This window comes from Sphingosinicella sp. (assembly GCF_041916975.1).
Taxonomy (GTDB): domain Bacteria; phylum Pseudomonadota; class Alphaproteobacteria; order Sphingomonadales; family Sphingomonadaceae; genus Sphingosinicella.
In genome coordinates, this window is sequence record NZ_JAYRYK010000001.1 from 2,890,981 (window position 1) to 2,910,481 (window position 19,501).

A 19,501-nucleotide genomic window follows, 5' to 3' on the forward strand; every position below is an offset into this window, starting at 1 on the left:
GGTAAGTCCTATGCGTAAGGTCATGAGTTTCGGCGTCGCCACGGCTATCGTGGTCTCTTCCATGGCGGGGATTCCCGGGTTCGCGAACACGCTGCTCGGCGTGTCTGAAGCCCATGCCGATGGGCGCTACGGGCGCCGCCATCACCGTCGCGGCGACGGCTTCGATCTCGGCGACGCGATCGTTGGCGCCGTGGTCGCCGGCGGCCTCATCGCGGTCCTCTCCGGCGCGTCCAAAAAGAAGAAGGAAGAGGAGCAGGAGCGTCCGCTTGATTCGGGCTGGGAGCCGGAAGGCGACTGGAACCGCGACGGCACCTATGGGCGCCCCGGCAACAGCGCAAGTGACAGCGATTGGGGTTGGCAGGACCGCGACTGGAAGAACCGCACGAGCGAGGAACGCGCCGCCATCTCGACCTGCGCGCGCGAAGCCGAAGACCTCGGCGGCCGCTATGGCCGCGAGGCGCGCGTGAACGATATCCGGGGTCTGGACCGGCAGGGCGGCGAATACCGCGTCTCGGGCCGCGTCGAGATGCGCGGCAGCGACCGGAACGACAGCCGCGACGACGATCGCCGCGACGAGAGCTTCACCTGCTACGTCCGCGGCGACCGCATCACCGACTTCCGCTTCGAAAGCGCCTACGCGGGCCGCTGAGTGGCCTCGCGCGCAAGGCGCAGCTAGGCTGGTCTCCTGCCCCCTACAGGAGACCAGCCTTGTCCGTTCACGAAGATGCCGCCGCCGTTCTCGCCTTCTGGTTCGATGAGTTGACGCCCGAGCAGCACTGGACGAAGTCGTCCGATCTCGATGCCGAGATCGCGCGCCGCTTCGGTCCGATGCGCGACCGTGCGCTTGCCGACACGTCGCCGTGGACGCGCGACGCCGATACGCTGCTCGCTGCGGTCATCCTGCTCGATCAGTTTTCGCGCAACATCCACCGCGATACGCCGCGCGCGTTCGAGGCGGATGCTGCCGCGCTCGATCTCACGCTCTTCGGCATCGGCGAGGGTTGGCACCGGCAGATGAAGCCCGTCCGGCGCGGCTTCTTCTACATGCCGCTGATGCACGCCGAGGATCGCGGCGTGCAGCGGTTCGCGCTGCGCTGTTTCGCGGAAGCGGGCCTCGACCATCAACTCGACTTCGCGCGCGATCACGCGGTGGTCATCGAACGCTTCGGCCGCTATCCGACGCGCAACATCCTTCTCGGGCGCACGTCCACGCCGGAGGAGCTGGAATACCTCGCGCAACCCGACGTCGGCTGGTAGCCGGCTCAGCCCCGGCTGATGTCCGCCATGTCGAAAGGCGTCGTCTGGTAGATCTGGTTGATCCAGTTGCCGAACAGCAGGTGCGCGTGGCTGCGCCAGCGGTTTTGGGGCGTTGCGGCGGGGTCGTCGCCGGGGAAGTAGTTCTTCGGCACGTCGATCGGTTTTCCGGCGTCGCGGTCGCGGAAATATTCCTCGGCGAGCGACGTGGAATCATATTCGACATGGTTGAACATGTGCAGCGATCGGTGCTGCGGGTCTTCGAGCAGGCAGAGGCCCGTCTCCGCGCTTTCGGCGAGCACGGTGATGCCGTGGTCCCCCGGCAGATCCTCGCGCCGCACTTCGGTCCAGCGCGAGACGGGGATCGCGAAATCGTCCGAAAAGCCGCGCAGGTAGGGCGAGGCGGGGGCGAGGTTGTGGTGCTCGAAAACGCCGAACGCCTTCTTGTCGAGCGCATGCTTCGGCACGCCGTGGAAGTGATGCACCGCCGCCTGCGCCCCCCAGCAGATGTTGAAGCTGCCGTGGACGTTGATCTGCGTCCAGTCGAACACGCGGCGCAGCTCGTCCCAGTAGCCCACCTCTTCGAACGGCAGCAGCTCCACGGGCGCGCCCGTGGTGATGAAGCCGTCGAAATACTCGTCCTGAATGTCGCTCCACGGCCGGTAGAAAGACAGCATGTGATCGGCCGATGTGTTGCGCGGAATGTGGTCGCTCATCCGGACCAGCGTCAGCTCCACCTGCAGCGGTGTCGCGCCGATCAGCCGCGCGATCTGTGTTTCGGTGCGGATCTTGTTGGGCATCAGGTTCAGAAGCCCGATGCGCAGCGGCCGGATATCCTGCCGCACGGCATCCGCTTCGCCCAGGATCATCACGCCCTCGCGCTCCAGCGTGCTGCGGGCGGGCAGGTCGTCGGGAATCTTGATCGGCATCGACGCGTCTATCCTCGGTTGCTTTCCGGGTAAGACGCGGTGGCTTGATCCGTTTGGTTGCCGGCTCGGCCACATCCTCCCCGAAGGGAGCGCCACCTTGCCCGGAAAGCAGGTTGGCGTTGGGCTGAACCCAACTCTTGATGTGATGCCGTATCTAGGCGGCTTTGTGTCCGCCCTCAAGAGGGAAGGCGCATCCCCGCCGCGCACATGCCCGGCGGGGACGGCAAGACCCTTAGATCGCGCGGCGACGACGGCGCGCGAAGCCGAGCGCGCCGAGGCTCATCGCGACGAGCGCGAGGCTGGCCGGTTCCGGCACGTCGGCGCTGTTGAAGCGCACTTCCGAAAGGCCCGAGGCTTCCCAGGCTTCGTAGATGGTGCCGTAGGTATAGTTGCTGAGGATATCGAACTGCACGAAGCGCGCGGCGCCCGAAAGCGCGATGGTCTGCGCGGTGATCGGTGAACCGTCGGGCGCACGGTCCAGCGTGCCCGTGAAGATCTCGGTGAAGCTCGCGCCGTCGAGCGAAACGAGCACGCGGAAGTCCTTGATGCCGCGGTCGAGCGTGGAGATCACCGGCGTGTTGGTGCCGAAGTTGAACTGCCAGATGTCTGCGCTCGCAAGATTGAAGAGCCCGCCGAGGTCGAACGTCACCTGCGCCTTGCTCGCGCCGAGGTCGGTCATCCACATGTTGGCGAAGTTGGAATCGTGCTGATCGCCCGAAAGGCCGCTGCCGTCGATCAGGTTTTCGGCGTTGTAGAAGCCGTTGTTGAACGTGCTGCTGGCGGTGGCGGAAACCGGCGTGATCACCGCCGCGTGCGCGGACGCGGCAAGAACGGAGGCCGAAGCGGCGCCGAGGAGAAGCTTGAGCATACGAATACCCCTGTGTGGACGGTTGGCGATGCACTGGCGCTTGCCGCCAGCGTTAACCATGTCTCGCGGCGGCGCCTGACAGCGCGATGACGATTCGGGGAAGCTTTTGTGAGGGGCGTGCGAAGGATTTTCCTACACGCGCTTTTTCTGCTTCAAGCTTGTGGATGAAAGACACGCCGCCCTTCGAACCCGTTCCCACCCGTGCGCGCCGGGATGGCTGGACGCCCGATCGCCAGTCCGCCTTTATCGCCGCGCTTGCCGAAAGCGGGCGCGTCGCGGTCGCGGCCCGCGCCCTCGGCATGACCCGCGAAACCGCGTACCGCCTGCGCGCCCGCCCGGGTGCCGAGGGGTTCGTCGCGGCATGGGATGCGGCGGTTGCCCGGCATTCGCGCGGCCCCACACCGCTCGACAGTCTCTGGCACCGCGCCGTCCATGGTCTGATCCGGCGTTTCCAGGCGCCGGACGGCAGCACGGTCACGCATGTGCGGCCGGATAACGCCGCGCTTTTGCGCGTGATGCGCCGCGTCGATGCCGCGCACCGAACCTCGGAACGTCACACTGTAAGAAAAACGCGTTTCGAACAAACTTCGTGACCTTCCGCCGCCTTCAAAGCGATGGCTGGACACGCCCCGCTGCCAGCGTTAACCCCACCGGATTCCCACGTTCTGACTCTCGAGGCCCCGCGTGACCGTTCCCCACGGCGATTCCATCCTCATTCTCGATTTCGGCAGCCAGGTGACGCAGCTCATCGCCCGGCGCGTGCGCGAGGCGGGGGTTTATTGCGAGATCGTGCCGTTCTCCGGCGGCGAGGCGGCGGTCGAACGCCTGAAGCCCAAAGGCATCATCCTCTCGGGCGGTCCCGCCTCGGTGACGGAAGGGGCGAGCCCCAAGGCGCCGATGGCCGTGTTCGAAGCCGGCGTGCCGGTGCTCGGCATCTGCTACGGCGAGCAGACCATGTGCGCCGAGCTCGGCGGCCGGGTGACGCCCTCCGATCATCGTGAATTCGGCCGCGCGTTCATCGAGATCGTGCGCGATTGCCATCTGTTTGATGGTCTTTGGAACACGGGCGAGAAGCATCAGGTCTGGATGAGCCACGGCGACCGCGTGGAGGCGATTCCGCAGGGCTTCGAGGTCGTGGCAAAGTCGGACGGCGCGCCCTTCGCGGCGATCGCCGACGACGTGCGCCGCTTCTATGCCGTGCAGTTCCACCCCGAGGTCGTGCACACGCCGGACGGAGCGAAGCTGCTGTCGAACTTCGTGCGCCATGTCGCGGGCTGCACCGGGGACTGGTCGATGGCGGGTTACCGCGACGCGAAGATCGCCGACATCCGCAAGCAGGTCGGTACGGGCAAGGTGATCTGCGGCCTTTCGGGCGGCGTCGATTCGGCGGTGGCAGCGGTGCTGATCCACGAAGCGATCGGCGATCAGCTCACCTGCGTGTTCGTCGATCACGGTCTGATGCGCTCGCAGGAAGCCGAGGAGGTCGTCTCGCTCTTCCGCGGCGCCTACAACATCCCGCTCGTGCACGTGGACGCCGAAGAGCTGTTCCTCTCCGGCCTCGCGGGCGTCTCCGATCCCGAAGCCAAGCGCAAGTTCATCGGCAAGACCTTCATCGACGTGTTCGAGGCCGAGGCGAAGAAGATCGGCGGCGCCGATTTCCTCGCGCAGGGCACGCTCTATCCGGACGTCATCGAAAGCGTCTCCTTCACCGGCGGGCCTTCGGTGACGATCAAGAGCCACCACAATGTCGGCGGCCTGCCCGAGCGCATGAACATGCAGCTCGTCGAACCCCTGCGCGAACTCTTCAAGGACGAAGTGCGCGCGCTCGGCCGCGAACTCGGCCTTCCCGAGGCGTTCGTGGGCCGCCACCCGTTTCCCGGCCCGGGCCTCGCCATCCGCATCCCCGGAGAGGTCGACAAGGAGAAGTGCGACACGCTGCGCAAAGCGGACCGCATTTATCTCGAAGAAATCCGCAAGGCGGGTCTCTATGATGCGATCTGGCAGGCGTTCGCCGTGTTGCTCCCCGTGCGCACCGTCGGTGTGATGGGGGACGGCCGCACCTACGACCGCGTCTGCGCGCTCCGCGCCGTCACCTCGGTCGACGGCATGACCGCCGACGTCTACCCCTTCGATGCCGCCTTCCTCAGCGCCGTCGCCACGCGCATCGTGAACGAAGTGAACGGCATCAACCGCGTCGTCTACGACTACACCTCGAAGCCGCCCGGCACGATCGAGTGGGAATAGCACCCCGATAGGCATTGGCGTTCCCGTTCGCCCGGTGGCAGGTTCGCCGTGCAATGTTCGAGGGAGTGCGGAGATGAAGCAGGGATTTCGCGGTACGGCGCTTTTTGGTGTGGCGGCGTGCCTCGCGCTTCTTTCGGGTGCGGCGGCTGCCGCTGAAAACGCCGCGCTCAAAACCGAGGTCGTCAAGGCCGTCGATGCCCGCGCGAAGCTCGCGCAGCAGATGACCGACTCGATCTTCAGCTTCGGCGAGATCGGCTTCGAGGAATCCGAAACCAGCCGCTACGTCACCGACATTCTCGAAAAGAACGGGTTCAAGGTCACGCGCGGCGTCGCCGGGCTCCCGACCGGCTGGACCGCGACATGGGGTAGCGGGGGTCCGCTCATCGCGCTCGGCAGCGATATCGATGGCGTGCCGCAGGCCTCGCAGAAGCCGGGCGTGCCGTACCACGATCCGATCGTGCCGGGCGCGCCGGGCCACGGTGAGGGGCACAACAGCGGCATCCCGCTCGTGGTCGTGGCTGCGCTCGCCGCCAAAGAGGTGATGCAGCGCGAAGGGATTCCGGGCCGCCTGATGATCTGGCCGGGCGTCGCCGAGGAGCTTTTGAGCGGCAAGGCATGGTTCGTCCGTGCGGGCGTGTTCAAGGATGCAGACGCGGTCCTCTTCGCCCATGTGTCGAGCGGCTTCACGACGAGCTGGGGCGAGGCCGCAGGCACCGGGATGATCTCGGCGTCCTATACGTTCGACGGCAAGGCCGCGCATTCGGGTGCCTCGCCGTGGTTCGGCCGCAGTGCGCTCGATGCCGTCGAACTCATGAACATGGGCTGGAACATGCGGCGGGAGCATCTGCGCCTGCAGCAGCGTTCGCACTACGTCATCACCAACGGCGGCGATCAGCCCAACGTCGTGCCGCCGCAGGCGTCGGTCTGGTATTATTTCCGCGAGCAGAGCTTCGATCGCATTCTCGAAAATTTCGCCATCGGCAACCGCATCGCCGATGCCGCCGCGGCCATGACCGACACGAAGGTGACGCGGCGCACTCTGGGCGTCGCGGCGCCGCGACACTTCAACAAGCCACTCGCCGAGGCGGCGTGGGCGAACATAGAAACCGTGGGCATGCCCGCATGGAACGCCGACGACCGGGCGTTTGCGAAAACCGTGCAGCATAATCTCGGCGCACCGGAAGATGGGCTCAAGGACAAGGTCGATGCGCTCCGCCCGCCCCCCGAAGAGAATTACATCGGCGGATCGGACGACATCGGCGACATTTCGTGGACGGTGCCGACGATCACGCTCACCTATCCCTCGAACATTCCCGGCATCCCCGCGCATCACTGGGGTTCGGCGATCGCGATGGCGACGCCGATCGCGCACAAGGGTGTCGTGAACGGCGCGAAGGCGATGGCGATGACCGTCGTCGACCTGATGACGAAGCCCGCGCTCCTTGCCGAGGCGAAGGCTTATTTCACCGATGTGCAGACGAAGGACCAGAAATACGTTCCCTTCCTGTCGGCGGAGGACACGCCGCCGATCCTGCTCAACCGCAAGCGGATGGACGAATTCCGGCCAGAGCTGAGGAAGCATTATTACAACCCGGCCCGCTACGGCACGTATCTGGAGCAGCTCGGCGTTCGCTATCCGAATACGGAACGGCGCACGCCCGAATGATCACTGTTCGGGCGCTCGGTGCGGGGGATCTTGCGGGCCTGCGCGCCATGAACGCGCTGTTCGCAACCGTGTTTGGCGATGCCCAAAGCTATGCGTCAAAGCCGCCCGGCGATGCATGGCTCCAGCGTTTGCTGGCGAGAGACACGTTCATCGCGCTTGTTGCCGAGCGGAATGGTGTCGTTGTCGGCGGTCTTGCGGCCTATGTGCTGGAAAAGTTCGAGCAGGAGCGGTCGGAGGTCTACATCTACGATCTTGCCGTTGCGGAAGCGCACCAGAGGCAGGGCATTGCGACCGCGCTCATCCGGCAGCTTCAGGCCATTGCTTCAGAGCGCGGCGCGTGGGTCATCTACGTTCAGGCCGACTATGGTGACGATCCAGCCGTCGCGCTCTACACGGGGCTCGGCGCGCGCGAGGATGTGATGCACTTCGACATCCCCGTAAGGCGCATCAGCCCGTAAACAGCAATGAGGTATCAATGGTCACGCTCTACGGCATCCCCAACTGCGACACGGTGAAGAAGGCGCGCACCTGGCTTGAAGCCAGCGGCGTCGAATACGCCTTCCACGACTATAAGAAGGCAGGCATCGATCGCCCCCGCCTGGAAGCGTGGGTGAAGGAACTCGGCTGGGAAACCGTGCTCAACCGCGCCGGAACCACCTTCCGCAAGCTGCCGGATGCGGACCGCGAAAACCTTGACGCAAAGAAGGCGGTCGATCTGATGCTGGCGCAGCCTTCTATGATCAAGCGCCCCATTCTGGATGACGGCGAGACCCGGCTGGCCGGCTTCAAGCCCGAGGTTTACGCCGCCGCGCTCCGCTGAGCTTTCCACCTCTGCACGGAGGCGTTACAAGCCGCCCCATGTCTACGACCTCGATGACGCTCACGCTCGACACCTCGACGAGCCGTGCCAACCCCACCCCGGCGCCGATGAAGCGCCTGACCGTGCCGCGTATCCGGCAGCGCAAGGGCGGCGAGCCGCTCGTGATGCTGACCGCCTACACGGTGCGCATGGCGCAGATCATGGACCCGCATTGCGACATGCTGCTCGTCGGCGATTCGCTGGGGCAGGTGATCTACGGCCTTCCGCACACGGTGGCGGTGACGATGGAGATGATGTGCGCGCACGGCGCCGCCGTCGTGCGCGGCAGCTACCATGCCGCCGTCATCGTCGACATGCCGTTCGGCAGCTACGAGGCCTCGCCCGAGCAGGCGTTCACCAACGCCTCGCGGCTTTTGAAGGAAACCGGGGCTGCCGCCGTGAAGCTCGAAGGCGGCAAGGTGCTCGCGCCGACCGTGGAATTCCTCACCTCGCGCGGCATCCCGGTGATGGCACATGTCGGTTTGACGCCGCAGGCGGTGAACATCCTCGGCGGCTACGGCGTTCGCGGCAAGAGCGACGTGGAGGCGCGCTCGATCGTCGCCGATGCCACCGCGATGGCCGATGCGGGCGCCTTCTCGATCGTCATCGAAGGCGTGATGGAGCCGATCGCCATCGAGATCACCAAGGCCGTGGCCTGTCCCACCATCGGCATCGGTGCCTCGGCGCAGTGCGATGGGCAGGTGCTCGTCACGGAAGACATGCTCGGCCTGTTCGATCGGACGCCCAAGTTCGTGAAGCGCTATGGCGCGATGTCGAAGGTCGTGGCCGACGCCGTGAAGGACTACGCGGCCGATGTGCGTGCGCGGACCTTCCCCACGGAAGACAACCTCTACCGGGCCGACGAGGAAAAATAGGGTTTTGCGTGCGCGCGCGGCCATCGCTATGGTCCCGCGCACAATTTGAGAGGCACGACATTGGCCAGGGAACCATCGGGCACAGCGCCCGAAGACGCCTTCATCCGCGAGGTTGACGAGGAATATCGCCGGGATCAGCTCACCGGCTTCTGGAACCGCTATGGGCGCTGGATCGTCATTGCCGTCGGCATCGGTCTCGTCGCGCTTGCCGGGTTCCTTTGGTGGCGCGAGGAGCAGGTCCGCAATGTCGGCGTGCTCAGCGAGGAATTCTCGTCGGCACAGCAGGGGCTGGAGCTTGGCAATGCCAAGGCGGTGGCGGATATCGAGCGTTTTGCAGCCGGCAACCACGGCGGCTACACGACGCTCGCGCGCTTCACCAAAGCGTCGCGCGCTGTCGAAAACGGCGACAATGCCGCTGCGCTTGCGGAGTATCAGGCGCTCGCCGCCGACACGAAGCTGCCGCAGCCGCTGCGCGATCTTGCGACGATCACCGCCGTGCGTGTCGAATATGATACGCTCGCACCCGCCGAGGTCGTGAAGCGTCTGAAGCCGCTCGCGCAGCCCGGCGCACCGTGGTTCGGCGTTGCCGGAGAGATGCTTGCGGTCGCCTACATGGCCGAAGGCAAACCCGAACTCGCGGGGCCGATCTTTGCCGCGATCTCGTCAGACGAAACCATCGCACCGTCGCTGCGCCAGCGCGCACAGCAGCTCGCCGCCTCGCTCGGCAGTCTCCCCGACGTTGCCCCCGACTCTGCCCCCGCGGCGGATGCTCCGGCAGCCGAAGCGACAACCGGAAAGAATTGATGCGTAAATCGCTAATCGTCGTCGTGCCGCTGGTCGTGGCGCTTGCCAGCTGCGGAATCTTCCGCGGCGGCGGAGACAAGAACAAGTCGAAGATCGCCGGAGAGCGCCTTGCCGTGCTCACTTACGAGGCGCGGACGACTGCCGACCCCGACCTTGCGAACACCACGGTCTCGCTCCCTCTGCCGGTCGTCAATGCGGAGTGGACACAGCCGGGCGGCAGCGCGGCGAAGGCGCTCGGGCATCTCAGCCTGCGGGCCAATCCCTCGCGGGCGTGGTCGGTCTCGATCGGCAGCGGCAGTGATCGGACACGGCGGCTGACGTCGGGCCCGGTGGTTTCCGGCGGGCGCGTCTACACGATCGATACCGAGGCAGTGGTTCGCGCGTTCAGTGCCGCGAACGGCGGCCAGCTCTGGTCGGCGACGCTCCGCAAGGAGGGCGAATCCCAGAACGTCGCGTTCGGCGGCGGCGTCGCCACCGATGGCGCCCGTGTCTACGCGACCTCGGGCTATGGCCTCGTTGCCGCCTACGACGCAGCGACGGGCGCGCAGGCGTGGCGCGTCGATATTGGTATGCCCCTGCGCGGTGCGCCTGCTGTCGAGGGCTCGCAGCTTTTCGTGATGACGCAGGACAACCAGTTGCAGGTGCTCTCCACCGCGACCGGAGAAACGCTGTGGGAAAACGCCGCGACGGTCGAGCCCGCCGGTCTGCTCGGCACGGCGGCGCCTGCCGTTGCGCTCGGCACCGCCGTCGTCGGCTTCTCGAGCGGCGAGCTCATTGCGCTGCGCGTCGAAAATGGCCGCAGCGTCTGGCAGGATGCGCTGAACCGCACCGGCTCCACCACGTCGCTCGCCGCGCTCAGCGACATCGATGCCTCGGCGGTGATCAGCGACGGCCGGGTCTACGCGATCGGGCACGGCGGCCGCATGGTGGCGCTCGACCTGTCGACCGGCCAGCGCGTCTGGGAACGCAACCTCGCGGGCACCTCGATGCCGTGGGTTGCGGGCGAATACATCTTCGCCGTGACCGTGGAAGGCGAACTCGTAGCGGTGCAGCGTGCCGACGGGCGCGTGCGCTGGGTGACGCAGCTCCCACGCTGGCGCAACGTCAAGAAGCGCAAGAACCCGATCATCTGGCAGGGGCCGGTGCTCGCGTCGGATCGCCTGTATCTCGTGAACAGCGAGGGCGATCTCGTTGCCGTGTCGCCCGCGGACGGCACCGTGCTCTCCACGAGCGAAGTGGCGGATGGGATTTTCCTTGAGCCGGCGGTCGCCGACAACACGCTCTACATCCTCTCCGAAGACGGCCGCCTGAGCGCCTACCGTTAGAGCCATGACCAGCAAAAAGCCCAAGGTCGTCATCATTGGGCGCCCGAACGTCGGCAAGTCGACGCTCTTCAACCGGCTCGTCGGCAAGCGCATCGCGCTTGTCGATGATACGCCGGGCGTGACGCGCGACCGCCGTGAGGGCGAGGCGAAGCTGTTCGATCTCGATTTCATCGCCGTCGACACGGCGGGGCTTGAGGATGCGGGCCCCGAGACGCTCTCTGGCCGGATGCGCGCGCAGACCGAAGCCGCGCTCGAAGACGCATCCGCTGCGCTGCTCGTCATCGATTCGCGCGCCGGCCTCACGCCGATGGACCGGCATTTCGCGGATTGGCTGCGCACCGCGAAGGTGCCGGTGGTGCTCGTCGCCAACAAGGCGGAAGGCCGCTCGGGCGATGCGGGCATCCTCGAAGCCTACGAACTCGGCTTCGGCGAACCGGTCGGCATCTCCGCCGAGCATGGCGAGGGTCTCGCCGATCTGTTCGAAGCGCTGGCGCCGCATGTCGATGCGGCCGTGGCCGCGGCGGGCGACGATTATGAGGGCGACGAAGAGGCGGTAGGCCCGCTCAAGCTCGCCATCGTTGGGCGCCCGAACGCCGGCAAGTCCACGCTCATCAACACGCTGCTCGGGCAGGACCGGCTGGTCACGGGCCCGGAAGCGGGGATCACGCGCGACAGCATCGAGATCGAGTGGAACTGGGAAGGCCGCCCTGTCCGCCTCATCGATACGGCCGGGGTCCGCAAGAAGGCGAAGGTGCACGAGAAGCTGGAAAAGCTCTCGGTCGCCGATACGCGCCGCGCGATCGATTTCGCCGAGGTCGTCGTGCTGCTGCTCGATGCGACGCTCGGCCTTGAAGCGCAGGACCTGCGCATCGCCGACATGGTGATCGAGGAAGGCCGCGCGCTCGTCATCGCGCTCAACAAGTGGGACGCGGCGGAGGATCAGTCCCGCCTGTTCCAGGGCGTCCGCAAGGCGCTCGACGAAGGGCTCGCGCAGATCAAGGGCGTGCCGCTGCTCGCGGTTTCGGGGATGACCGGCAAGGGCCTCGATACGCTGCTCAAGGCCGCCTTCGAGCAGCGCGAGGCATGGAGCCAGCGCGTGCCGACCAGCCGCCTCAACCGCTGGTTCGAAGGCGCGCTCGCGCGCAATCCTCCCCCCGCGCCGGACGGCAAGCGCCTGAAGCTGCGCTACGTCACGCAGGTGAAGTCGCGGCCGCCGTCCTTCGTGATCTTCGGCAACCGCCTCACGGAGCTTCCCGAAAGCTATCGTCGGTATCTGGCGAATTCGCTCCGCGACGATCTCGGCTTCACCGGCGTACCGATCCGGCTCACGCTGCGAGGCGGCAAGAACCCCTTCGATCGTTAGCGCGCCGCCACGGCTTCGGCCGTGAAATCGCTGAATACGCCGTCGACGCCCGCAGCGAGATAGGCCCTGATTTCCGCGCCGAGATCGCCGTGCGCGCGCGGGTCGCTACCCTTTCGATGGTCTGCGGGGAGAAAGTAATTTTCCGCGCGGAATGTCCACGGATGGACCTTGAGCCCCGCCGCGTGCGCGTCCGCCACAAGCCGGGTTGGCACACCGAGGCGCATGTCCGGTCCGCGCGGGATGACCAGCGTCTTTTCGGGGCCGATGCCGTCTGCATAGGTCGCGACCGCTTTCAGCCCCTTTGGGGTCAGCATCTCGGCATAGGTTTCGTGCGCACCGTCCGCCGGTCCGCCGTCCGCCGCGACGAGCTGGATGAGGCGCACGCCCGTCATCGCATCCAGCCGCTTCAGATTGTTGACCTCGAACGACTGGATGAAGACCGGCGCCTCGGCATCGCGCCATCCGGCGGCATCAAGCGCGGCGACGAGCTTCGCCTCGAGCGGCAGGCCGATCGCCGCGAAATAGGACGGGTGCTTGGTCTCAGGGTAGATGCCGACCCCGCGCGCCTTCGCGAGCGCGATGATCTCGCCCAGCGTCGGAATCTCGAACCGGCCGTCGTTCGCGGTGCCGCGCAGCTCGGGCAGGCGCTCGCGGGCGCGCAGGGTCTTCAGTTCGGCGAGCGTGAAGTCTTCGGTGAACCAGCCGGTGACGGACGCGCCGTCGATGATCTTGGTTGTCTTGCGATCCGCGAACTCTGCACGCGAAGCCACATCGGTGGTGCCTGAAATCTCGTTCTCGTGCCGTGCCACCAGCGCGCCGTCGCGTGTCGGAACGAGGTCGGGTTCGATGAAATCCGCGCCGTCATCGATCGCGCGCGTGTAGGCGGCGATCGTGTGTTCGGGAAGAAGGCCGCTAGCGCCGCGATGTGCGATCACGATGGGGCGGTCGGCAGGGCGATCGGCAGCCTGGGTCACGCCGGAAGCAAGCATGAGCGAGAGCGAAAGGGCAAGGAAAAGTCTCATGCCCCTCAGCTAACGTCTTTGTGTTCAGCTTTTGCGACGAAGCAGATACTTGCGGCCGCCGACGAGGCCTGCCGCGCCGAGCCCGAAGAGCGCGAGCATGGCCGGCTCGGGCACCGGATTCGTGCCGCCGCCGCCATCGCCGTCATCGCCGCCGCCGTCACCATCGTCGCCGCCACCGCCACCGCCACCCGGCAGGATCAGCTCGGCGTATTCGGGAAGGTCGGTCGCTTCGAAGTCGCTCGGGATCTGCGCATCGCGCATCATCTGATCCTGCACGATGTAGGGTTCGCACGGGAACTGCACGACCTTGCGGGCAGGATTCTTCGAAGCCGTCTTCACGGCCTTCGGCTTGTCGGCATTATGACGGGCTTCGTTCACCCCGGCACCAACCACGGCGCCGGTGCAGATGCACAGCGCCAGCTTCCCAGCAGCAGCGATATTCATAACCAAACCTGCCCTATCCTCGCCGCGCAACGCGTCGGCGGGCCCCGTTGATATTCTGTTGTCATTCCGCTCGCGACATGGCCCCGCTGCGAGCGTTGATTGGTTACTATAGTGTTATGGATTAATCCCGCATTTACAAGTCCGGCCTGGCTCTGGCGCGGTTTCAATCCGCAAGAATTTGTATTCTGTTGCGGCGAATATACATAATGTTGGTGGTTAATCGCCAGAGCGGCCGCTTGCGACATGCCGCCGCAGCGGCGGTCGGAAGCGCAGCGAAATCGAACGGAGCGAATGCAACATGCCGATGGAAACCGCGATCCTCGCAGGCGGGTGCTTCTGGTGCGTGGAAGCAATTTATGACGATCTTCAAGGGGTGGAGGCGGTCGAATCCGGCTATATCGGCGGACGCACGACGAACCCGACCTACAAGGAGATATGCGGCGGCGACACCGGCCACGCCGAAGCGATCCTGATCCGCTTCGATCCGGCAGTCGTGAGCTATGAAGAGCTGCTCGACATCTTCTTCCACATTCACGACCCGACGACGCTCAATCGGCAGGGTAATGACGTGGGCACTCAGTACCGCTCGGCGATCTTCCCGCAGGATGATGCGCAGCGGGCGGCGGCGGAAGCGGCGATCGTGAAGGCCGGCGCGCTGTGGCCGGACCCGGTGGTGACGACCATCGAGACCGGAACATGGTATCCCGCCGAGGACTATCACCAGGAATATTATGCGCGGACCGGCGACACGACGCCCTACTGTAACTTTGTCGTCGGCCCCAAGGTCCGGAAGTTCCAGGAAAAATACGCGGACCGCCTTAAAAGCCGAGGTTGACCCGCACGGCCGCCGGGGCCGAGCATCACAGGCATGACGCTTTTCGACGACTGGCGGGCGCGCTCGCCGTTCTACAACGAAACGCACGAGGCGGTGGCGGCAAGCGTGCGCCGATTCGTGGAGCGCGAGATCGCGCCTCATGTCGATGCGTGGGAGGAGGCGCGCGCCATCCCCCGCGCACTCCACCGCAAGGCCGCGGAGGCGGGCATCCTCGGGCTCGGCTATCCCGAGGAATATGGCGGCCACACCGCGGGCTTCGACGTGTTCCACAACCTCACCCAGTCCGATGAACTGGCGCGGCCGGGCGCAGGCGGGCTCACCGCCAGCCTGATGACGCACGGCATCGGCCTGCCGCCGATCCTCGCCATGGGCAGCGAGGAGATGAAACGCCGCGTCGTGCCTGCGGTGCTCGCGGGGGAGAAGATCATCGCGCTCAGCATCACGGAGGCGTCCGGCGGCTCGGATGTCGCAAGCCTCCGTACGCGTGCCGAGCGCGTGGGGAACAAATATGTCGTGAACGGCGGCAAGATGTTCATCACCAGCGGGATGCGCGCGGATTATCTGACAGTCGCGGTGCGCACCGGCGGTGCAGGCATGGGCGGCATCTCGCTGATGCTGATCGAAGCGGACATGCCGGGCTTCACGCGTACGCCGCTCGAAAAGATGGGCTGGCACTGTTCGGATACTGCCGCGCTCCATTTCGACAATGTCGAGGTGCCGCCAGAGAACCTGATCGGCCCCGAGAATGCGGGTTTCATGGGCATCATGCGCAATTTCAACAGCGAGCGGCTCGGCATGGCGCATGGCTGCTGCGCCTACGCGCGCGTCTGCCTCGAGGAGGCCGCGGCGTGGGCGCGCGAGCGCGAGACGTTCGGAAAGCCGCTCGTCGGGCACCAGTCGATCCGCATCAAGCTCGCCGATATGGCGCGGCAGGTGAATGCGACGCAGGCGTGGGTCGATCAGTGCGCGTGGCAGGTGCGCGAAGGCAAAACGGAGCCCGCCGACTTCGCGATGCTGAAGGTGCAGGCAACGCGGATGCTCGAAGCCGTCGCCCGCGATGCCGCGCAGGTGCTGGGCGGCGCCAGCTACCTCAAGGGTTCCAAGGTCGAACGCATCTACCGCGAGGTGCGCGTTAACGCGATCGGCGGCGGATCGGAGGAAATCCTGCTCGATCTCGCCGGCCGGCAGCTCTTTGCCGGGCGGTAGGTCTTATTCCGCCGCGATCGCCTCCGGCGCGCGCTGCGCCGACGCATCCGCCGCCTTGCTGAAGCGCAGCACGCCGTCGTCGACGGGCGCGTGGCGGAACATCTTCACGTCACCGGCATAGTTCTGGTTGAGCCGCCACGGCACTGCCTTGCCCTGTTTCGGGAACTGGTGAAGCCCGCGCTGGAAATAGCCCGAGGAGAAGTCGATCCACGGTTCCGCTTCCATGTTCGGGTCGACGAGCGTCGGTGTGACCGTGTCTGTGCCGGTTTCCTTCATGTGATTGAGCACGCGGCAAAGATATTCGCTGGTGAGGTCCGCCTTCAGCGTCCACGAAGCGTTGGTGTAGCCGAACGCCACCGCGAGGTTCGGCACGCCCGAGAACATGATGCCCTTGTAGCCGTAGGTCTTCGGGAAATCGACCTTGCGGCCGTCGAGCGTCACGTCGATCCCGGCCATGAAGAGGAGGTCGAGGCCGGTTGCGGTCACGACGATGTCCGCGTCCAGCGTCTTGCCCGATTTCAGGAGAATTCCGGTTTCGGTGAAGCGGTCGATGTGGTCGGTCGCGACCTCGGCGCGGCCTTCGCGGATCGCATCGAACAGGTCGTCGTCGGGAACGAGGCAGAGCCGCTGTTCCCACGGGTTATACGTCGGCGTGAAGTGCGTCTTCACGTCGTAGCCGGGGCCGAGCAGGTCGCGGACGCCGCCGAGCAGGCGTTTCTTCAGCTTTTCGGGCTTGCTCCGCGCCAGCCGGAACAGCCACTGCTGCATGGCGACGTTGCGCCAGCGCACGATATTGTAGGCGGCCATCGGCGGCAGCCAGCGCCGCAGCCAGTTCGCGAAGCGGTCTTCGGCAGGCCGGGAGATCATGTAGGTCGGCGAGCGCTGCAGCATGGTGACGTGCGCTGTCTTCGCGATTTCGGGGACGAGCGTGACGGCGGTCGCGCCCGAACCGATCACGACGACGCGTTTCCCCGCATAGTCGAGGTCCTGCGGCCAGTGCTGCGGGTGGATGATGCGGCCGCGGAAGCTCTCCGCACCCTCGAACTGCGGCGTGTAGCCGGCCTCGTAGCGGTAGTAGCCCGAGCACATGTAGAGGAAATTGCAGGTGAACTGCACGGGCTTGCCGTCGGCGCGCGCCGTCACCGTCCAGCGTGCGGTGCGCGAATCCCATGCTGCGGCCTCGACATGATGGCCGAAGCGGATCTTCTCGTAGAGGTCGTATTCGCGCGCCGTCTCATCGAGATAGCGCAGGATGGAATCGCCGTCGGCGATGGCCTTCTGGTCCGTCCACGGTTTGAAGTTGAAGCCGAGCGTGTACATGTCGCTGTCGGACCGGATGCCGGGATAGCGGAACAGGTCCCACGTGCCGCCGATGTTCGGGCGGCCTTCGAGGATCATATAGCTGCGATCCGGGCAGTGCTTTTTCAGATGCACACCGGCGCCGATGCCCGAGATGCCGGCGCCCACGATGATCATGTCGAAATGTTCGATCATGTCGAAATGTTCGGTCATGCGGTCCCTCTTCCGCTGATTTGAGCGGAACATAAATCAGGACGGCCCCGACGGAAACTCTTCTAATGCGCAGCGCCGATATGCGCGTCGGCCACCGCTGCGCTGATGCCCGCGGCGAGCACCGAAAGCTGGGCCGCCGCGGGATTGTCGCAAAGCCGGACGAGCGCGGAGGGATCGGATTCGGCGCCGTCGAGCCCGATGGCTTCCAGCAGCTCGGCCTCGTGCGGCAGCAGCGCCACGCAGCACGGCGCGCCGATCTCCAGCCGCCGCGTGCCGTGCATGGCGATGCCCGTCAGCAGGCAGCGCAGCAGGTGTTCGATCCCGCAGGCGTTGTCGCCGTAGGCCTCGATCAGTGCGGCGTGGAGACAGGGCGGGCGCGGCCATCCGATCACGAGCCGCCGCAGCGCCCACAGGATCGTCTGGCTGTCAGGCGGCAGGTTCAGCCAAGGCCCGCGGTATTCGGCTGTTTCGGCAATCGTCGCCATGGTGCGATCCTTCTTGCGAGAGAATGATAATGATTCGCAATAAGGAGTCTGTCAATGAACAATCGGGAGGGAAGCCGCAACTCCCCTCCCGCACCGTATCACTCGTCCCACATGAACTTGTACACGAAGCCCGCGATGAGTCCGCCCACGATCGGGTAAACCCAGAAGAACCAGAGCTGCTGCAGAGCAATACCGCCCTCGATCAGCGCCGGCCCCGTGGAACGCGCCGGGTTCACCGACGTATTCGTCACCGGGATACTGATGAGGTGGATGAGCGTGAGCGCAAGCCCGATCGCGATCGGGGCGAACTCAGGCGAGGCACGCTTCGCCGTCGCACCGAGGATGACGATCAGGAACCCGAAGGTCATCACGATCTCGGTCCACAGCGCCGATGTCATCGAATAGCCGCCCGGCGAATGTTCGCCAAAGCCGTTGGAGGCCAGACCGCCCGCGTAGCCGGCCTTGCCGCTCGCGATCGTGTAAAGCACGAGCGCTGCGAGGATGGCGCCGACGACCTGCGCGACGATGTAGCCCGGAGCGTCCTTCCACGCGAAGCGCCCGCCCGCGGCGAGACCGAGCGTGACGGCGGGATTGAAGTGCCCGCCCGAGATCGGACCCAAAGCAAAGGCCATCGTGAGCACGGTGAGGCCGAACGCGAGACTGACCCCGGCAAGACCGATGCCGACATCGGGAAACGCAGCGGCGAGCACGGCGCTGCCGCAGCCGCCGAGAACGAGCCAGAAGGTACCGAAGAGTTCCGCTGTGAGCTTCTTGAGATCGAACATGCCATACCCTCCCCTGAAGGGCCGCGTCATGCGCGGCGGGGCTGCATAACACATTCTGGACGCAAGGAGAATCAGCGCGGCGCGGCGGCGCGGCGCAGCCTGTCGTTGATCGCAGCGCCGAGACCTTCATGGGGGACGGGGGCGACGGCGATGGCACCTGCACCGCTCACGTCGGCGGCGTGCAGGCAGTCGAACAGGCGGGCTGCAGCTTCGACGGGATCGCCCGCGGGGGACAGGCTGATGTCGCCTGTGACGGGTCCGAAGCCGATCAGGAACTCGTCATCGCGCTCGCTCTCGGCTTCGAGCCTGAGCGGCTTCGTGGGCGCATAGTGACTTTCCATCATGCCCGGTGCCTCGATGCCGCTGCTGCCAAGAGAGACGGGGGCGAACGCTTCCAGCGCCTCGCGCGGGATGCCGCCTGGGCGCAGCAGGCGGAGACTCTCGCCGTCCACGGCGACGATTGTCGATTCGATGCCGCCCTTGCAGGAGCCGCCGTCGATGATGAGCGGGATGCGGCCGCCGAGGGTTTTCAGGACATGTTCGGCGCGTGTCGCGCTGATCTGCCCGGAGGCGTTCGCGGACGGGGCGGCGAGCGGGCGGCCAAGCGCCGCGATCAGTGCTTGCGGGACGGGGTGATCGGGGCAGCGCACGGCGAGCGTCGGGAGGCCGGCGGTGACGATGGCGGCGATCGGGCTTTCGGGTTTGCGTGGCAGGACGAGCGTCAGCGGGCCCGGCCAGAACGCGTCGATGAGGCCGCGGGCGAGGGGGGATATCTCGACGTGCTCAGCCGCCATCTCTGCGCCGCTGACGTGGGCGATGAGGGGGTTGAAGGACGGGCGGCCCTTGGCGGCGTAGATGCGGGCGACGGCGGCTGGGTTCGTTGCGTCGGCGGCGAGGCCGTAGACGGTTTCGGTGGGGACCGCGACGACCGATCCGGTGCGTAGGAGCGTTGCGGCGAGCGAGACGCCTGCGGGGTCCGGCGCCACGGTTTCGGTGCTCAAAAGATCAGGTTGCCCAGTCACAGC

At 66.0% G+C, this 19,501-nt stretch carries 21 protein-coding genes and 1 riboswitch; of the genes, 13 read left to right on the top strand and 8 right to left on the bottom strand.

The window, feature by feature from the left end; translation table 11 throughout:
- The first annotated feature begins 10 nt into the window (after positions 1 to 10).
- Together ACE3TJ_RS13675 and ACE3TJ_RS13680 are read left to right on the top strand one after the other, a co-directional pair.
- Positions 11 to 649, top strand: coding sequence for a hypothetical protein (locus ACE3TJ_RS13675; protein WP_374597031.1), 639 nt, complete (start codon positions 11 to 13; stop codon positions 647 to 649).
- A gap of 59 nt (positions 650 to 708) precedes the next feature.
- Entirely contained in the window at positions 709 to 1,257 is a 549-nt protein-coding gene (locus ACE3TJ_RS13680; protein ID WP_374597033.1) for a DUF924 family protein, read from the top strand.
- A gap of 5 nt (positions 1,258 to 1,262) precedes the next feature.
- On the opposite strand, the gene metA is transcribed toward ACE3TJ_RS13680, so the two are convergent.
- Positions 1,263 to 2,183: a homoserine O-succinyltransferase gene (gene metA / locus ACE3TJ_RS13685; protein WP_374597036.1), complete on the bottom strand. Its 921-nt coding sequence runs from the start codon at positions 2,181 to 2,183 to the stop codon at positions 1,263 to 1,265.
- Between the two features lie 43 nt (positions 2,184 to 2,226).
- A riboswitch (SAM-I-IV-variant riboswitch) is annotated at positions 2,227 to 2,332 on the bottom strand.
- A gap of 83 nt (positions 2,333 to 2,415) precedes the next feature.
- Positions 2,416 to 3,051 carry a discoidin domain-containing protein gene (locus ACE3TJ_RS13690; RefSeq protein WP_374597038.1) on the bottom strand — a complete coding sequence of 212 codons (636 nt, stop codon included), beginning with the start codon at positions 3,049 to 3,051 and terminating at the stop codon, positions 2,416 to 2,418.
- Between the two features lie 164 nt (positions 3,052 to 3,215).
- On the opposite strand from ACE3TJ_RS13690, the gene ACE3TJ_RS13695 reads away from it, so the two are divergent.
- The 9 genes from ACE3TJ_RS13695 to der all read left to right on the top strand — a co-directional run bounded on the left by ACE3TJ_RS13695 (position 3,216) and on the right by der (position 12,187).
- Entirely contained in the window at positions 3,216 to 3,644 is a 429-nt protein-coding gene (locus ACE3TJ_RS13695; RefSeq protein WP_374597040.1) for a hypothetical protein, read from the top strand.
- 91 nt (positions 3,645 to 3,735) lie between these two features.
- A complete protein-coding gene (gene guaA, locus ACE3TJ_RS13700; RefSeq protein WP_374597042.1) occupies positions 3,736 to 5,295 on the top strand; it encodes a glutamine-hydrolyzing GMP synthase in 1,560 nt (519 codons plus the stop codon).
- Positions 5,296 to 5,368: 73 nt separating this feature from the next.
- Positions 5,369 to 6,961 carry an amidohydrolase gene (locus tag ACE3TJ_RS13705; protein WP_374597044.1) on the top strand — a complete coding sequence of 531 codons (1,593 nt, stop codon included), beginning with the start codon at positions 5,369 to 5,371 and terminating at the stop codon, positions 6,959 to 6,961.
- Positions 6,958 to 7,419, top strand: coding sequence for an AAC(3)-I family aminoglycoside N-acetyltransferase (locus tag ACE3TJ_RS13710; protein ID WP_374597046.1), 462 nt, complete (start codon positions 6,958 to 6,960; stop codon positions 7,417 to 7,419). Before ACE3TJ_RS13705 ends, ACE3TJ_RS13710 begins: the two co-directional genes overlap by 4 nt.
- Positions 7,420 to 7,436: 17 nt before the next feature.
- Positions 7,437 to 7,781 carry an ArsC family reductase gene (locus ACE3TJ_RS13715; RefSeq protein WP_374597048.1) on the top strand — a complete coding sequence of 115 codons (345 nt, stop codon included), beginning with the start codon at positions 7,437 to 7,439 and terminating at the stop codon, positions 7,779 to 7,781.
- Positions 7,782 to 7,819: 38 nt separating this feature from the next.
- Entirely contained in the window at positions 7,820 to 8,695 is an 876-nt protein-coding gene (gene panB / locus ACE3TJ_RS13720) for a 3-methyl-2-oxobutanoate hydroxymethyltransferase (RefSeq protein WP_374597050.1), read from the top strand.
- A gap of 60 nt (positions 8,696 to 8,755) precedes the next feature.
- The gene (locus tag ACE3TJ_RS13725; protein ID WP_374597052.1) at positions 8,756 to 9,499 is read left to right on the top strand and encodes a tetratricopeptide repeat protein; all 744 of its coding nucleotides are present in this window, start codon (positions 8,756 to 8,758) and stop codon (positions 9,497 to 9,499) included.
- The gene (locus ACE3TJ_RS13730) at positions 9,499 to 10,824 is read left to right on the top strand and encodes a PQQ-binding-like beta-propeller repeat protein (RefSeq protein ID WP_374597054.1); all 1,326 of its coding nucleotides are present in this window, start codon (positions 9,499 to 9,501) and stop codon (positions 10,822 to 10,824) included. The genes ACE3TJ_RS13725 and ACE3TJ_RS13730 overlap by 1 nt, the downstream gene beginning before the upstream one ends.
- A gap of 4 nt (positions 10,825 to 10,828) precedes the next feature.
- Positions 10,829 to 12,187, top strand: coding sequence for a ribosome biogenesis GTPase Der (gene der, locus ACE3TJ_RS13735; protein WP_374597056.1), 1,359 nt, complete (start codon positions 10,829 to 10,831; stop codon positions 12,185 to 12,187).
- Here der and ACE3TJ_RS13740 read toward each other — a convergent pair.
- Both ACE3TJ_RS13740 and ACE3TJ_RS13745 read right to left on the bottom strand, forming a co-directional pair.
- Positions 12,184 to 13,209: a glycerophosphodiester phosphodiesterase gene (locus ACE3TJ_RS13740; protein ID WP_374597058.1), complete on the bottom strand. Its 1,026-nt coding sequence runs from the start codon at positions 13,207 to 13,209 to the stop codon at positions 12,184 to 12,186. The genes der and ACE3TJ_RS13740 overlap by 4 nt on opposite strands.
- A gap of 24 nt (positions 13,210 to 13,233) precedes the next feature.
- On the bottom strand, positions 13,234 to 13,653 hold the full coding sequence (locus ACE3TJ_RS13745) for a PEP-CTERM sorting domain-containing protein (RefSeq protein WP_374597060.1): 420 nt from the start codon (positions 13,651 to 13,653) through the stop codon (positions 13,234 to 13,236).
- Between the two features lie 298 nt (positions 13,654 to 13,951).
- Between ACE3TJ_RS13745 and msrA the strand changes: the two genes are divergently transcribed.
- Positions 13,952 to 14,488 (top strand): peptide-methionine (S)-S-oxide reductase MsrA, encoded by a 537-nt coding sequence (gene msrA, locus ACE3TJ_RS13750; RefSeq protein WP_374597062.1) that lies wholly within the window; start codon positions 13,952 to 13,954, stop codon positions 14,486 to 14,488.
- A 33-nt stretch (positions 14,489 to 14,521) separates the two neighbouring features.
- The gene (locus ACE3TJ_RS13755) at positions 14,522 to 15,694 is read left to right on the top strand and encodes an acyl-CoA dehydrogenase family protein (protein WP_374597064.1); all 1,173 of its coding nucleotides are present in this window, start codon (positions 14,522 to 14,524) and stop codon (positions 15,692 to 15,694) included.
- Between the two features lie 3 nt (positions 15,695 to 15,697).
- Here ACE3TJ_RS13755 and ACE3TJ_RS13760 read toward each other — a convergent pair whose 3' ends face one another.
- From ACE3TJ_RS13760 to ACE3TJ_RS13775, 4 genes are all read right to left on the bottom strand, one after another.
- Positions 15,698 to 17,206 (bottom strand): flavin-containing monooxygenase, encoded by a 1,509-nt coding sequence (locus ACE3TJ_RS13760; RefSeq protein ID WP_374597066.1) that lies wholly within the window; start codon positions 17,204 to 17,206, stop codon positions 15,698 to 15,700.
- A 62-nt stretch (positions 17,207 to 17,268) separates the two neighbouring features.
- Complete coding sequence (locus ACE3TJ_RS13765) at positions 17,269 to 17,691, bottom strand: hypothetical protein (protein WP_374597068.1); 423 nt, start codon at positions 17,689 to 17,691, stop codon at positions 17,269 to 17,271.
- A 98-nt stretch (positions 17,692 to 17,789) separates the two neighbouring features.
- Complete coding sequence (aqpZ, locus tag ACE3TJ_RS13770) at positions 17,790 to 18,476, bottom strand: aquaporin Z (RefSeq protein ID WP_374597070.1); 687 nt, start codon at positions 18,474 to 18,476, stop codon at positions 17,790 to 17,792.
- Positions 18,477 to 18,547: 71 nt separating this feature from the next.
- Complete coding sequence (locus ACE3TJ_RS13775; RefSeq protein WP_374597072.1) at positions 18,548 to 19,477, bottom strand: L-threonylcarbamoyladenylate synthase; 930 nt, start codon at positions 19,475 to 19,477, stop codon at positions 18,548 to 18,550.
- Between the last annotated feature and the right edge of the window lie 24 nt (positions 19,478 to 19,501).

Coding starts and splice junctions, on each gene's coding strand:
- ACE3TJ_RS13690 (WP_374597038.1), bottom strand. CDS start 3,051: ATGCTCAAGCTTCTCCTCGGCGCCGCTTCGGCCTCCGTTCTTGCCGCG.
- ACE3TJ_RS13745 (WP_374597060.1), bottom strand. CDS start 13,653: ATGAATATCGCTGCTGCTGGGAAGCTGGCGCTGTGCATCTGCACCGGC.
- ACE3TJ_RS13715 (WP_374597048.1), top strand. CDS start 7,437: ATGGTCACGCTCTACGGCATCCCCAACTGCGACACGGTGAAGAAGGCG.
- ACE3TJ_RS13755 (WP_374597064.1), top strand. CDS start 14,522: ATGACGCTTTTCGACGACTGGCGGGCGCGCTCGCCGTTCTACAACGAA.
- metA (WP_374597036.1), bottom strand. CDS start 2,183: ATGCCGATCAAGATTCCCGACGACCTGCCCGCCCGCAGCACGCTGGAG.
- panB (WP_374597050.1), top strand. CDS start 7,820: ATGTCTACGACCTCGATGACGCTCACGCTCGACACCTCGACGAGCCGT.
- ACE3TJ_RS13675 (WP_374597031.1), top strand. CDS start 11: ATGCGTAAGGTCATGAGTTTCGGCGTCGCCACGGCTATCGTGGTCTCT.
- aqpZ (WP_374597070.1), bottom strand. CDS start 18,476: ATGTTCGATCTCAAGAAGCTCACAGCGGAACTCTTCGGTACCTTCTGG.
- ACE3TJ_RS13765 (WP_374597068.1), bottom strand. CDS start 17,691: ATGGCGACGATTGCCGAAACAGCCGAATACCGCGGGCCTTGGCTGAAC.
- ACE3TJ_RS13705 (WP_374597044.1), top strand. CDS start 5,369: ATGAAGCAGGGATTTCGCGGTACGGCGCTTTTTGGTGTGGCGGCGTGC.
- ACE3TJ_RS13695 (WP_374597040.1), top strand. CDS start 3,216: ATGAAAGACACGCCGCCCTTCGAACCCGTTCCCACCCGTGCGCGCCGG.
- msrA (WP_374597062.1), top strand. CDS start 13,952: ATGCCGATGGAAACCGCGATCCTCGCAGGCGGGTGCTTCTGGTGCGTG.
- ACE3TJ_RS13730 (WP_374597054.1), top strand. CDS start 9,499: ATGCGTAAATCGCTAATCGTCGTCGTGCCGCTGGTCGTGGCGCTTGCC.
- der (WP_374597056.1), top strand. CDS start 10,829: ATGACCAGCAAAAAGCCCAAGGTCGTCATCATTGGGCGCCCGAACGTC.
- ACE3TJ_RS13740 (WP_374597058.1), bottom strand. CDS start 13,209: ATGAGACTTTTCCTTGCCCTTTCGCTCTCGCTCATGCTTGCTTCCGGC.
- ACE3TJ_RS13710 (WP_374597046.1), top strand. CDS start 6,958: ATGATCACTGTTCGGGCGCTCGGTGCGGGGGATCTTGCGGGCCTGCGC.
- ACE3TJ_RS13760 (WP_374597066.1), bottom strand. CDS start 17,206: ATGACCGAACATTTCGACATGATCGAACATTTCGACATGATCATCGTG.